At 49.6% G+C, this 12,874-nt stretch carries 15 protein-coding genes; 9 read left to right on the top strand and 6 right to left on the bottom strand.

Annotated elements, in window-relative coordinates; translation table 11 throughout:
* Positions 1-38: 38 nt before the first annotated feature.
* The 5 genes from radA (at position 39) to I2I11_RS07140 (ending at position 5,656) form a co-directional block, all read left to right on the top strand.
* Positions 39-1,418 (top strand): DNA repair protein RadA, encoded by a 1,380-nt coding sequence (radA, locus tag I2I11_RS07160; protein WP_196267000.1) that lies wholly within the window; start codon positions 39-41, stop codon positions 1,416-1,418.
* 342 nt (positions 1,419-1,760) lie between these two features.
* Complete coding sequence (locus I2I11_RS07155) at positions 1,761-2,948, top strand: baeRF3 domain-containing protein (protein WP_196266999.1); 1,188 nt, start codon at positions 1,761-1,763, stop codon at positions 2,946-2,948.
* Positions 2,949-3,061: 113 nt separating this feature from the next.
* A complete protein-coding gene (locus I2I11_RS07150; RefSeq protein WP_196266998.1) occupies positions 3,062-4,084 on the top strand; it encodes a radical SAM protein in 1,023 nt (340 codons plus the stop codon).
* Between the two features lie 36 nt (positions 4,085-4,120).
* Positions 4,121-5,050 carry a mechanosensitive ion channel family protein gene (locus I2I11_RS07145; RefSeq protein WP_196266997.1) on the top strand — a complete coding sequence of 310 codons (930 nt, stop codon included), beginning with the start codon at positions 4,121-4,123 and terminating at the stop codon, positions 5,048-5,050.
* A gap of 27 nt (positions 5,051-5,077) precedes the next feature.
* Positions 5,078-5,656: an O-methyltransferase gene (locus I2I11_RS07140; RefSeq protein WP_196266996.1), complete on the top strand. Its 579-nt coding sequence runs from the start codon at positions 5,078-5,080 to the stop codon at positions 5,654-5,656.
* Positions 5,657-5,760: 104 nt separating this feature from the next.
* Here I2I11_RS07140 and I2I11_RS07135 read toward each other — a convergent pair whose 3' ends face one another.
* The 6 genes from I2I11_RS07135 to I2I11_RS07110 form a co-directional block, all read right to left on the bottom strand.
* Positions 5,761-6,099, bottom strand: coding sequence for a hypothetical protein (locus tag I2I11_RS07135; protein WP_196266995.1), 339 nt, complete (start codon positions 6,097-6,099; stop codon positions 5,761-5,763).
* A gap of 333 nt (positions 6,100-6,432) precedes the next feature.
* The gene (locus tag I2I11_RS07130) at positions 6,433-6,615 is read right to left on the bottom strand and encodes a FeoB-associated Cys-rich membrane protein (RefSeq protein ID WP_196266994.1); all 183 of its coding nucleotides are present in this window, start codon (positions 6,613-6,615) and stop codon (positions 6,433-6,435) included.
* Positions 6,616-6,646: 31 nt separating this feature from the next.
* Positions 6,647-7,450 carry an inositol monophosphatase family protein gene (locus I2I11_RS07125; RefSeq protein ID WP_196266993.1) on the bottom strand — a complete coding sequence of 268 codons (804 nt, stop codon included), beginning with the start codon at positions 7,448-7,450 and terminating at the stop codon, positions 6,647-6,649.
* Between the two features lie 185 nt (positions 7,451-7,635).
* Positions 7,636-9,339, bottom strand: coding sequence for an apolipoprotein N-acyltransferase (lnt, locus tag I2I11_RS07120; protein WP_230679952.1), 1,704 nt, complete (start codon positions 9,337-9,339; stop codon positions 7,636-7,638).
* Complete coding sequence (gene rsmI, locus I2I11_RS07115; protein ID WP_196266992.1) at positions 9,266-9,952, bottom strand: 16S rRNA (cytidine(1402)-2'-O)-methyltransferase; 687 nt, start codon at positions 9,950-9,952, stop codon at positions 9,266-9,268. The genes lnt and rsmI overlap by 74 nt, the downstream gene beginning before the upstream one ends.
* A 68-nt stretch (positions 9,953-10,020) precedes the next feature.
* The gene (locus tag I2I11_RS07110; RefSeq protein WP_196266991.1) at positions 10,021-10,275 is read right to left on the bottom strand and encodes a 4a-hydroxytetrahydrobiopterin dehydratase; all 255 of its coding nucleotides are present in this window, start codon (positions 10,273-10,275) and stop codon (positions 10,021-10,023) included.
* A 127-nt stretch (positions 10,276-10,402) separates the two neighbouring features.
* On the opposite strand from I2I11_RS07110, the gene I2I11_RS07105 reads away from it, so the two are divergent.
* The 4 genes from I2I11_RS07105 to I2I11_RS07090 all read left to right on the top strand — a co-directional run bounded on the left by I2I11_RS07105 (position 10,403) and on the right by I2I11_RS07090 (position 12,775).
* Positions 10,403-11,263 carry an SDR family oxidoreductase gene (locus I2I11_RS07105; RefSeq protein ID WP_196266990.1) on the top strand — a complete coding sequence of 287 codons (861 nt, stop codon included), beginning with the start codon at positions 10,403-10,405 and terminating at the stop codon, positions 11,261-11,263.
* Between the two features lie 90 nt (positions 11,264-11,353).
* Positions 11,354-11,662 carry a hypothetical protein gene (locus I2I11_RS07100; RefSeq protein WP_196266989.1) on the top strand — a complete coding sequence of 103 codons (309 nt, stop codon included), beginning with the start codon at positions 11,354-11,356 and terminating at the stop codon, positions 11,660-11,662.
* 82 nt (positions 11,663-11,744) lie between these two features.
* Positions 11,745-11,978: a hypothetical protein gene (locus I2I11_RS07095; RefSeq protein ID WP_196266988.1), complete on the top strand. Its 234-nt coding sequence runs from the start codon at positions 11,745-11,747 to the stop codon at positions 11,976-11,978.
* A gap of 107 nt (positions 11,979-12,085) precedes the next feature.
* Positions 12,086-12,775 (top strand): metallophosphoesterase family protein, encoded by a 690-nt coding sequence (locus tag I2I11_RS07090; RefSeq protein WP_196266987.1) that lies wholly within the window; start codon positions 12,086-12,088, stop codon positions 12,773-12,775.
* The last annotated feature ends 99 nt before the right edge of the window (positions 12,776-12,874 follow it).

The following is a 12,874-nucleotide window of genomic DNA, read 5'->3' as shown; positions in this document are numbered from 1 at the left end:
CCCGAAAAACGAATAACCAAACACGAACAACGACCTTAATGGCCAAGATAAAAACATCCTATTTCTGCCAGAACTGCGGCGCCCAGTCAGCCAAGTGGATTGGCAAATGCCCGGCCTGCGGCGAATGGAATACCTATGTAGAAGAAGTGGTGCAGCGCGAAGAACTCACGCCCACTACCGCCTGGAAAGTAGGCAGCAGTTCCGCGCAGGTTTCCGGCAAACCGAAACCCATAGCCGACATCAGTTACCAGGAGCAGCAGCGCATTATTACACAGGACCAGGAACTGAACCGCGTACTCGGTGGCGGCATTGTGCCCGGGTCTATGGTGCTGATTGGCGGAGAGCCCGGCATCGGCAAATCTACGCTGATGCTGCAGATTGCCCTAAGCCTGACGAGCCTGTGCGTGTTGTACGTGAGCGGCGAAGAAAGCGAGCAGCAGATAAAAATGCGTGCCGAGCGCCTTGTCGCCCAAACCTCGGACTGCTTTATACTTACCGAAACCGGTACCCAGAACATTTTTAAACAGATTGAGCAGCTGCGCCCGCAGGTGCTGGTCATTGATTCTATCCAGACGCTGCATTCTTCTTTTATTGAGGCGGGTGCGGGCAGCGTGAGCCAGGTGCGCGAGTGCACGGCTGAGTTGCTGAAGTTTGCCAAAGAAAGCGGCACACCCGTATTCCTGATCGGCCACATCACCAAAGACGGCAACCTGGCTGGTCCCAAAATTCTGGAGCACATGGTGGATACGGTGCTGCAGTTTGAGGGCGATCGCCACATGACGTATCGCATTCTGCGCACCACCAAAAACCGCTTTGGCTCCACTTCAGAACTGGGCATTTACGAGATGCTGGGCTCCGGCCTGCGCGAGGTAAGCAACCCCTCGGAGATCCTGATTTCGCAACGCGAAGATTCGTTTAGCGGCATTGCCATCGGTGGCACGCTGGAGGGCAACCGCCCGCTGCTGATAGAAGTACAGAGCCTCGTAAGCCCTGCCACTTATGGCACGCCGCAGCGCACCAGCACCGGCTTCGATGGCAAGCGCCTGAACATGCTGCTGGCCGTGCTGGAAAAACGCGGCGGCTATAGGTTAGGCACACAGGACGTGTTCCTGAATATTGCCGGCGGCCTGAAAGTAGAAGATCCGGCACTGGATTTGGCGGTATGCGCTTCTATACTTTCCTCGTTCGAAGAAATGCCGATCCCGTCCACAGCCTGTTTTGCTGCAGAAGTTGGCCTGGGAGGCGAAGTACGGGCTGTAAACCGCGTTGAGAACCGCATCACGGAAGCAGAAAAACTAGGCTTTAAAGATATTTATATTTCAAAGTATAACAAGAAAGGCGTAGACCTGAGCAGGTTCTCCATCAACATACATGCTTTTGGCCGCTTAGAAGAAGTATTCACCAGCCTGTTCGGTTAAAACATTCTTTGCCATACTTCAGGCTTCTCTCCCGCTCCCCTGAAAAAGAGAGCGGGAGTTGTTTTTAATGGAGTAGCAGTAAGTATAAAATAGCGGTTGCAACGGCAGGTAGTTAAACAAGTACAAGACACAACTGGCAGCGCTGATCGCTAAGTATGGCAACAAGTATAAATCTGCCAATGCAGCGGCAACTCCCATAGCATCGCTTCTGGCACTTTCGGCGGCAGCAAAATAACCGTTGCCATTTTGCTGCGTACTTAAATCCTATACCCCTGGATATTTGCCAAGGTACAAAAACTGAATTTCCAGGGTATTGTATTGCTACTTTTAACCCACAAACTTATGGCATTAATCAACAAAAAAGACATTGAAAAGCTCGTCAATGTGCAGAACAATACGCAAAATGCCCTGTGCATTTCTATCTACATCCCCACACACCGCGCAGGTAAAGAAACACTTAACGGCCAGGATCATATCCTGTTCAAGAATAAAGTCCGGGAAGCGAGAACGCTGCTGGAACGCCATGATGTGCCGGAAACAGAAATAGAAGAATACCTGAAGCCGGCGGAGGAATTGCTGAACGACAACAACTTCTGGCGCCACCAGGCCGAAGGACTCGCGGTTTTTATTACCAAAGGCTTCTCTGCCCACTATACCCTGCCTGTAACTATGCCAGATGAGGTGTATGTGCTGGATCAGTTTTATTTCACGCCGATGCTGCCGATTCTGAGCCAGAACGGGCGTTTCTTTATACTTAGCCTCAACCGTGACCACGTTGCCTTTTATGAGGCCACGCTGGAGAGAATGCGGGCCATTGACATCAGCTCTTTTGCGCCTGCATCGATAGATGAGGCCCTAAAGTTTGATGTAAGAGGCAAGGACCAGGATTTTAACACCAGCAGAACGACAGTGAATGGGGTAAACATACTTGGTAACCCTGCAGGATCTACCAAAGGCGATTTTGAACATGCACGTGTGCGCGAATTTCTGAATGATCTGGACAATGGCCTGCAGGAGATTCTGCACGACGCCCACGAGCCACTCGTGCTGGCCGGCGTAGATCATTACTGCGCTATTTTCCGTAAGTACAGCAAGTATAAAAATATTGTGCCGCAGAATGTGCCGGTAGACGAGAATACAGAATTAAACAACCTGCAGGCCATACACGACAAGGCCTTGGCCCTGGTGAAGCCATTGATGCAGCAGAGTCATGTAGAGTCGCTGGACCGTTATCAGAACGTGGCGGGTACCGGCTCTACCTCCGAAGACATTGCCACGGTTGCCGCAGAGGCAGTACATGGCCGCGTGGATACCTTGTTTATTGCACCCGGCGCGCCGGTGTGGGGTACTTACAACAGCGTTAGTGCCGTGGCCGAGGTTCATGACGAATACCAGCGCGGCGATGACGACCTCATCAACCTGGCAGCGATTAAAACGCTGTCGCAGGGGGGCAAGGTATTTGTGAGCAGCTATGATGGCATGGCCGAAGTGGGCGACGGAGCCAACGTAAAAGCACTTTTCAGGTATTAGCAATATATTTTTGGCTTCCGGGCCGGAAAGTATAACTTGTGGGGCAGGCCGCCGGGTTTGCCCCACCTTTATTTTAAGGAGAATACTTCTTTTGCCGCTTTGCTTTTTCTTACATGATGCCGCACCTGACCGACGGGATTAACTTTATCTCAAAGCTAACGCCGCTGCGTGCGCTCAATGCCCTGCAGGTAGCAGGCAGTTACCTGTTTTCCAAAATTACAGGCAAGGCAAGGCACTGGGGGCAGCCCATCAGCATTTCGCTGGAGCCCACTACCTCCTGTAACCTGCGTTGCCCCGAGTGCCCCAGCGGCCTTCGATCCTTTACCCGCCCCACCGGCATGTTGCCCGACGAGCTGTTTAAACAAACCATAGATCAGCTGCACAGCCGTCTGCTATACCTTATCTTCTACTTTCAGGGCGAGCCATACCTGCACAAAAATTTCCTGGAGCTGGTAAAGTATGCATCAGCCAAAGGCATTTATACTGCCACCTCTACCAACGCCCATTTCCTGGATGACGATATGGCGCGCCGCACCGTAGAATCCGGCCTGGACCGTTTGATCGTATCTATAGATGGCACTACCCAAGAGACCTATGCGGCCTACCGTATAGGTGGTAAACTGGAGAAAGTGCTGGAAGGAACGCGCAACGTGGTAAAGTGGAAAAAAAAGCTGCAGTCGAAAACCCCGCATATTATGTTTCAGTTTTTGGTAGTGCGGCCAAACGAGCACGAGCTGGAAGACGTAAAGAAGCTGGCTCAGGAACTGGGCGTAGATGAGGTGGTCTTTAAAACGGCACAGATTTATGATTATGCCCAGGGCTCTCCCCTTATCCCCACCATCGATTATTACGCAAGGTACCGGCACAACGGCGACGGCAGCTATAGTATAAAAAATAAACTGCTAAACCACTGCTGGAAAATGTGGCATTCCTGCGTAATAACCTGGGATGGGCTGGTGGTGCCCTGCTGCTTCGACAAGGATGCCGAATACCGCCAGGGCGACCTGACACAGCAAAGCTTTACACAGGTATGGCGCGGGGCAAAGTATAACCGGTTCCGGCAGAGCCTGCTGCGTGGACGCTCAGAAATCGAGATGTGCCGCAATTGCACCGAAGGGTCCAAAGTGTGGGCATAGTTAATGTAAACCTTGCTTGATGCAAATTTATAATTTATGACAGATATCAATAATGCGCTGGAGCTACTGCTGGAGAAGATTCAGTCGTGGGGCAAGCACCTTTTCATCATGCTGCCTAATATTTTTGTGGCGCTGCTGGTGCTGATCATCACCTTTGTAGTAGCCCGGTTTGTCCGGAACACGATGGATCGGGTATTCAGTCGTTTCTCGCATAGCGCTGCTCTGGTTAACCTGTTTACTACCCTGATATACATTGCTGTATTGATTGTCGGCTTTTTCTTTATGCTGAGCGTGCTGCAACTTGACAAAGTGGTACTCTCGCTGCTGGCCGGTGTCGGTATTATTGGCCTGGCCCTGGGCTTTGCCTTTCAGGATATTGCGGCTAACTTTATTTCAGGAATTATTATTGCCGTGCAGAAGCCCTTTAAGGTAGGCGATACAATTGAAACCAATGACTACTTCGGCAGGATCGAAAAAATCACCCTGCGCACCATCGACATCCGGCAGACAACAGGCGAACTGGTGTTGTTGCCGAACAAGATGGTATTCGAGAACCCGCTCACCAACTTCTCGGCACAGGGTACCAGGCGGATAGACCTGGAAGTAGGCGTTTCGTATGCCGAAGATTTAGAACAGGTGCAGCAGGTGGTAATAGACGCGTTGGCGGATGTAAAAAACCGTGTAAAAGCAAAAGACATAGAAGTGATGTTTGATGCTTTCGGGGACAGTTCAATTAATTTTAAAGCCAGGTTTTGGATAAATTACAAGCGCCAGGGAGATTACGTAATCGCTAAAAGCGACGCTATTATCCGCATCAAGAAAGCCTTCGACGACAAGAAGATACTTATTCCATTCCCTATCCGCACCCTGGATTTTGCTATAAAAGGAGGCGATAAACTAAGTGAAGAACTGCAGGCCGTGGCAGCTAACAGTAAGGATGGGCAACAGCCCAGAGATAGCAAATAGTTGTAAGCTATTATAAGCTAATAAATAATGAAAGAAGAAATAAACCAGCAGTTCCCGGAGTCTTACATCGCTGTTGGTGAAGCGACCAAAGTATCAGGTTTTACAATGGCCTCAGATGTGTTAACATGCTCTTTGCTTCGGACGCTTGCTGGCTCTAAACCATCAAGCAAATTTCTTGAACTCGGAACAGGAACAGGGCTATCAACAGCATGGATTCTGGACGGAATGGATAATGGCTCCACACTGGTTTCAATAGACAATGAAGCTAAGTTCCTGGAAATTGCAAGGAGGTTTCTTGGGAATGATAAGCGGCTGGAACTGATTGATACAGATGGTGGCGAATGGATTAAAAGTAACAAGCATCAAAAGTTCGACTTCATTTTTGCTGACACATGGCATGGAAAATATCTTCTTTTAGATGAAGCATTATCTATGTTGAACAGAGGAGGGCTATATATTATTGATGATATGCTGCCGCAACCGAACTGGCCAGAAGGACATCATGAAAAGGCAATCAACCTTATTGAATATTTAGAAGCAAGAGAGGACTTGATTTTGACAAAGCAGGTGTGGGCGACAGGAATAGTCGTTGCCGCAAAAAAATAAACAGCTTGCAACAAGGTACATCAGCCACACTTCGGCTACGCCTTACTCGCTTTACGTACAAGCCGTTAAACAGAAAAGGCCGGTGTCGCACCGGCCTTTTCTGTTTACTTGTCTTTCTTGTCGAGGTTCTTACCGAGGTCTTCTACCTTCTTCAGAAATTCATCGACTTTCGCATCTGCGTAAGGGCCATAGGAGTTAGAAATAGTGCCTTTCCGGCCTGAAGCTGTCTCAATCGCATACAGGATGGACATGTCGTCGGGATTGCTTTCACCCTCAAAACGGTAGTGATCTACAATGCGCACCTGGTCGGGTGTAAATGTTTCATCGTCTTCCATGGTGCAAAGGGTACCTTCGCCGGAGACTTTAAAATCACATTTATAGCCGTCTTTGTGCAGGCGGTTTAGGACGTTTACGAGCGATCTTTCTTCAACTTTATCTTGCATAGCTTATTTTTTAAGGTACTGTTTTCAATTTTAAGTATAAAGCAGCATTAACCTTATGCCGTTGCAGCAGGGATGTTAACGGATTAATTTCCATGGCGCCTGCCGTTAAACGTTCATTAGTTAGCGTTGTAGCCCAGCCCGGAATAAAGTTTAAGGAAGACAAAGGGGTAATAAAAGCGGAATTATTCCGGCCACTGATACAGCTGCATAAGTTATACGCAAAAACAGCGGCAGGATACGAAAAGCAAGAGAACTTTGCCTGTAAAAACGGGAAGAGGTACGTATATGCGAACAGCTACAACAACGTTTCATCGCACGTATGCTGGCGGCTTTTTAACCGTTTACCTGCATGCGCTTCTTTTCCAGATCTTTCTGAATTTTTTTAAAGTCGATGGCGGAGCAGCCGCTGCAGCCGCTGGCACAACCACCTTTCACCGTAAAGTTGCGGTAGAGCATGCGGCCGATATAGGCTAACGCTGCTATAAAAACGAGGAGAATGATAATTTGCTGTACCATAACATTACAACTGCGTGAAAGTATAAAAAGTTTACTGAAAAGGCTCTTTCCAGTGCGCTGCAATTGTTTCCAGCATCTCTGCATGGATCTGCCCGTTGCTGGCCACTACCTCTCTGCCAAAAACATAATCGCCACCCTCGGTAAATTTAGACACATGGCCGCCCGCTTCCTTTACAATAAGCACACCCGCAGCTACATCCCAGGCATTCAGGTTATATTCAAAAAAGCCCTCTACGCGTCCGCAGGCCACATATACCAGATCTAAAGCGGCAGAACCCAGCCGGCGCACCCCATGCGATTTTTGCATGAAAGCGCTCATTACCTCCAGGTACTGCTGCATCAGGCCAAAGTCGTAGTACGGGAAGCCTGTGGCGATCAGGCCGCCTTTCAGCGCTGGTACTTCCGATACATGAATGGGATTGTCGTTACAGAAGGCGCCGCCGCCTTTATACGCCGAAAAGCACTCGTCGCGGTTCGGATCGTATACGGTACCCACCACTACCTCATCGCCGTCCGTCAGGCCTACGCTCACGCAGTAAACAGGCAGGCCGTGGGTAAAGTTAGTGGTGCCGTCCAGCGGGTCGATTATCCAGTTAAAGCGCTCGCCTTTGGTAGTTTCGGTGCCTTCCTCCGTAACAAAGCCAGCCTCCGGCAGCAGTGTTTTCAGCCCTTCCACGAGCTTCTCCTCTGCCTGCTTGTCCACATAAGATACCAAGTCGTTAAAGCCCTTCATTTCAATTTTAGAGCGATCAAAGTTCTCGGATTCGTGCCGGATAAAAGCGCCCACATTGCGGGTAAGTATGTTCAGGTTCTGGGAAAGCTGTTGCAGGTTCATAGTTGGTTATACTTGGTTACGGGGTTATACCTACGCAAAAGCGGCGGCAAACGCTGTTTTTTATGTACGGACAAATTTAACAGGTATAAAAACTTCTGTTAGGTATAGCAGGTCTCTAAACATCAAACTTATACTTTTAAACAAGCCATAATATGCCTGGTGTCCTGATACTTGTGTCCCTTTATTTAGTTACTGTTTTTAGCCGGAGATCCCCTGTGGACAAACGCCAGCACTACTGCTACAACAAAAAGCGCCAGCGCCGCCCATAGTGCTGTATGCCCGATGTATTCGCCGGTGCGGGTGTAAAAAGTCATTTGCTGATTCGATTTGATGGTGCCACGCAAAGCTGCCTGCACCCACCAGTCAGAACGCTGCACAATCTCGCCTTTCTGGTTGATGAAGGCAGAGATACCGGTATTGGCAGAGCGGGCAATGCTGCGGCGCGTTTCGATGGCGCGCAGGGTGGCATACTGCAGGTGCTGTTTATACCCCGGCGAATCGCTCCACCAACCATCGTTGGTAAACACAAAAATCATTGTAGCGCCCTTGCGCACATACTCCGACACATAATCACCATAGATAGATTCGTAGCAGATAACGGGCGCGGCGCCCATACTCGGCTGCGGTTTGTAAAAGAACACATCGCGCGTATCCTGACTGCCCACGCTGCCCACAGTGCCACCCAAGTCTATAGCCAGCGGACCCAGAAATTTGAAGAAGCCTGGATAAGGCAGCTTTTCCACGCCGGGCACCAGCTTCGATTTGTGGTACAAATCTATTTCTCCGGCGGTATTGATGTGCATGCCGGCATTAAATGAATCATAATAGCCAAAGCCTTCCAGGTGGCGCGCCGTGGGGCTGGCATCTTGGTTATCGCCGTAGAAAGTATACGTATCAATACCGGCCACCAACTCCAGGCCCGGATGACGTTGCAGGAAAGCTTTTAACTGCTGAATGGAAGGATAAGAATCCAGGCGTTCTTCCCAGTAGCCTTCGTCGATGCGCAGCGAAGTTTCCGGCCATACCACAAACTTGGTGTCCGGCGTTATCTTTTGCTCTGACAGGCTGATAAGCCGCGCCATCTGCTGCTCATTCGGTATAAAATTTTCGTGGCTGGCATATTTCTCGTGGTAAGGATCGATGTTGGGCTGCACCACCACTACTTCCACGTTCTGCCCCTGCTCCTCGTACCCGGCAAGTATGGCATAAGAGATGGCGATGGGCACCAATACAAGTATGGCCGGCAGTATGGTTTTTTCCCATTGGATGCGCTGCGGGTAATGCACAAAGGCCCGGAAAAGGAGCACATTTACAAGCAGCACCCACACCGAGCCGCCCAGAAACCCGGTATACTCATACCATTGCACCCATTGGTTGAGCGTAGCAAAACCATTGCCCAGCGTCAGCCACGGCCAGGATAAGTCCCAGGTGAGGTGAAACTGCTCGAAAGCCACCCAATAAATAATAAAGGAAATGTAGCCGATGGTGCGCCCCAGGTACTTCTTGGTGAAATAGAAAGCCATGAGCGGGGAACACATAAACAGCGCGTTAAACACCACTGCGGCTATACCGCCCGGCACCGTGGAGTACATTACCCACCAGGTGGTAAACAGGTTCCAGAAAAACATGGCCAGGTAGCCATACTTAAAGAAAGTAAAGCCTGGCGATTTGTGCTGGTGGCGCTCCACAATGTAATGCTCCATGTAGAGCAGCGGCACAAAACCGAAAAACAGGAAAAAGGCCAGCGGCTTTACGGGCCAGCCCATCCAGAGTATAACGCCCGTTGCCAGCGCCAGCAGCAGCAGTATAAACCGGTTATTTGCTGCCCTGTACGACAAGGACGAATTCGCCTTTGATTGCTTTGGTTGTGAAGATATGGACAAGCTCATCTAATGTACCGTTAATGGTTTCTTCAAACATTTTAGAAATTTCACGTGAAACAGAGGCTTCGCGCTCACCACCAAAATATTCCTTAAACTGTGTTAATGTTTTAAGCAGGCGGTGCGGCGATTCATAAAAAATCATAGTGCGCTCCTCTGCTGCCAGGCTTTGCAGGCGTGTCTGGCGGCCTTTTTTTACCGGCAGAAATCCCTCAAACGTAAACCTATCGGTGCTGAAGCCCGATTTTACCAGTGCCGGCACAAAAGCTGTTGGCCCCGGAAGGCACTCAACTTTAATGCCGTTTTTCAGGCACTCGCGCACCAGGTAAAAGCCCGGATCAGAGATGCCCGGCGTGCCTGCATCCGAAATCAGCGCCATTACTTCTCCGGCCTTTAAGCGGTCAACCAAATGGCCGGTTGCTTTGTGCTCGTTGTGAAGGTGGTGGCTGTGCATGCGCTTTTCTATGCCCAGGTGGTGCAGCAGTTTGCCGCTGGTGCGCGTATCCTCAGCCAGAATCACATCCACTTCTTTCAGTATCCTGATCGCGCGCAGCGTAATGTCCTCGAGGTTGCCGATAGGCGTCGGCACTAAGTATAAGTTCGTTTTTTCCTGCTCCTGCATAAGTCACAAAGATACGATAAAATGAGTTCTGGATTGAGTTCCGGGCGAAGGGGAAAATGACTCGTAACTCAGAACCCGGAACTCGTAACTTCATCGTAGATTTCATCTATGCGCTTGGCCAGCTGCCGGTCTTTCGCTGTTACGGTATTGCCGGCATCGTGCGTGGTGAGTTCTATCGTTACTTTGTTGTATACATTGCTCCACCACGGGTGGTGATCCATCGCTTCGGCCACATCAGCCACCTTGTTTATAAAAGCCATGGCCTGCTTAAAATCCTTGAACGTAAGGCTGCGCTTTAACTTATTGTCTTTTTCCTGCCACATAGCGTTTGTGTTTTTGGGTATGTTATACGTAATCAATGCGCTAAACTATAAAACCAGGTGCCTGACCCAGCGTATGAGATAAGGCTGTCTTTAAAAGACAGCCATGTACTATAAAGCTACAAAACCCATGGAAAACAAACCAGAATCTTTGCCTGCGCAGGAGCAAAAGAACCAGCCGGGCGATCAATATAAAATGAACCCGGAGCCGGAAGTAATCCGGAAAAGCTACAAGGGCAGTGATAAACTGAAAGGTAGGGCTGCCCTGATAACTGGCGGCGACAGTGGAATAGGCCGTTCTGTGGCAGTACATTTTGCGCGCGAAGGCGCTGATGTGGCCATTGTATACCTGAATGAGAACAAAGACGCACAGGACACCAAAAAAATGGTGGAAAAAGAAGGGCGGAAATGTATTATCATAGCCGGAGATGTAGGCGACGAGGACTTCTGCCGCCAGGCGGTGCAACGTGCGGTGAAGGAACTGGGCAAGCTGGACATACTGGTGAATAATGCCGCCGAGCAGCACGAGCAGCAGGATTTGAAAGACATCACAAAAGAGCAGCTGCAGCGCACCTTCCAGACAAATATCTTCGGGATGTTTTATGTAACGAAAGCAGCACTGGAGCACTTACAGGAGGGCAGTTGTATTATTAACACCACTTCCATAACCTCTTACCGCGGTAGCGAGCACCTGATGGACTATGCTTCTACCAAAGGAGCCATCACCGCCTTTACCCGTTCGCTGTCCAGTAATCTGGCAGAAAAGAATATCCGTGTAAATGGCGTAGCGCCGGGCCCGATCTGGACGCCGCTCATCCCGGCTTCTTTTGATGCCGACAAGGTAAGTAAATTTGGTCAGGATACGCCGATGAAGCGCCCGGGCCAGCCCTCTGAAGTAGCACCGGCCTATGTCTTCCTGGCTTCGGAAGATGCTTCCTATATTACGGGGCAGGTAATACACATAAATGGTGGTTCGCAGATAGGTTCATAGCGACGACACTGAACCCAAACTGCGGAAAACAAGTAAAACCATACTATAGGCACTTGTTGCAGGTGCCGTGAATTAAACCAGATAAAAGCTATGGCTGAAGATAAAAACCAGGATAAAAAAGGCGCACTGCAGGGGCAGTCGCCTGAAGACCGCCCTGTAAGGGTGATAGAAGACGATACCAGCGAGCAGGAAATGCGTATGGGGCACATCATCCCCGGTGCTGACCCGCCAAAGAACGAACACCAGCGCGGCGGCTTTGGCAACCGCGACGGCAAGCAAGGCTTCGGCAGCGATACGGCTTCGGAAGGACCTTCGGCCACAGGCGTAAACGACTATGCTGATGACGGCACACCACCGCCAGACAACATGCGTACCGAATCTGAAGGGCGCGGCACCTGATAAGCGCAATTTTAATCTAAGGCAGTTTTATACTTGATAAAGACTGCCTCAGCAAATGTTTTATTTAAAGAAGGAGGAAATTATGCCATCATACAAGCACACACAAGGCAGTTCGGAGAATGAGGGAAACCCATCCGGCAGAGGACAAAGCAAAGCAGGCGTAAAAACTGTTGATCCCAGCCAGACAGGCGCGGAGCACGAAGAGCTGAAAAAGAAATATACCGACGGGCCGGATAAGCCGTCTGCAAACGTGAAAGTTGAAGATCCGAACCGCAACTTAGACAAGCCCGAACTCGACAACGGGAAGTATAACTAACGTATAGAAGCTGATATGATAAAAATAGCACCTGCCAGAGCAGGTGCTATTTTTATATGTTGCATCGATCACAACGCTGACAACTGCTAAAATCAACTATAAACCCGATGGCCCGCTACGCTTTGACCGACATTCATGGCTGCATCCGCACCCTTAAAGCACTGGTGCAGCAGCTTGGTTTGCAGAAAACGGATGAATTGTACATACTCGGTGACCTGGTAAACAAAGGGCCGGACAGCAAGGGCGTAATCGATTTTATACTTGATTTACAGCAGCACCATCAGGTACGCTGCCTGCGTGGCAACCACGATCAGATGCTGCTGAAAGCTGCTAAAAAAGGCGAAAAGGCATTGTCGCTGACCGCTACCGAGAAAAAACTGGTGTTGCAGAGCTTTGGCATTGAATCGTTTGAAGACTTACCCAAAAAGTATAAAAGTTTTCTGAAGCAGCTCCCCTACTATTTCGAATTGCCCGATTATTTTCTGGTGCACGCAAGCTTCGACTTCACGCAGGCCGATATTTTTCAGAATAAAAAGGCCATGCTGAATATCCGCGATTATAAGGTGGCCTGGGGAAAAATTAATAACAAGCGCCTGCTGCATGGCCATACACCTACTGCCTTGCACAGCATCAAAAAAAACGTTTGCCACCGCGATGCCCGCCTGAACCTGGATGCCGGTTGTGTATACTATAGAAATGCCTCTTTTGGCAACCTCGTAGCTTTAAACCTGGACACACAGCAATTATACGTGCAGCCCAACATCGATCGACCCTACCCTGTAGCGCGTAAGAGCTAAAGACGGGCTTCCCTTACCTATTCTCTTCTCCAGTATTTTATACTACCCGGCATAAGGTAAAAAACAAGTATTGCTTTTAAACATCCGCCTTGTTGCCTT

The sequence above is a fragment of the Pontibacter rufus genome (assembly GCF_015694705.1).
Taxonomy (GTDB): Bacteria; Bacteroidota; Bacteroidia; order Cytophagales; family Hymenobacteraceae; genus Pontibacter; species Pontibacter rufus.
This window is presented reverse-complemented; position numbering and strand designations above follow the sequence as displayed.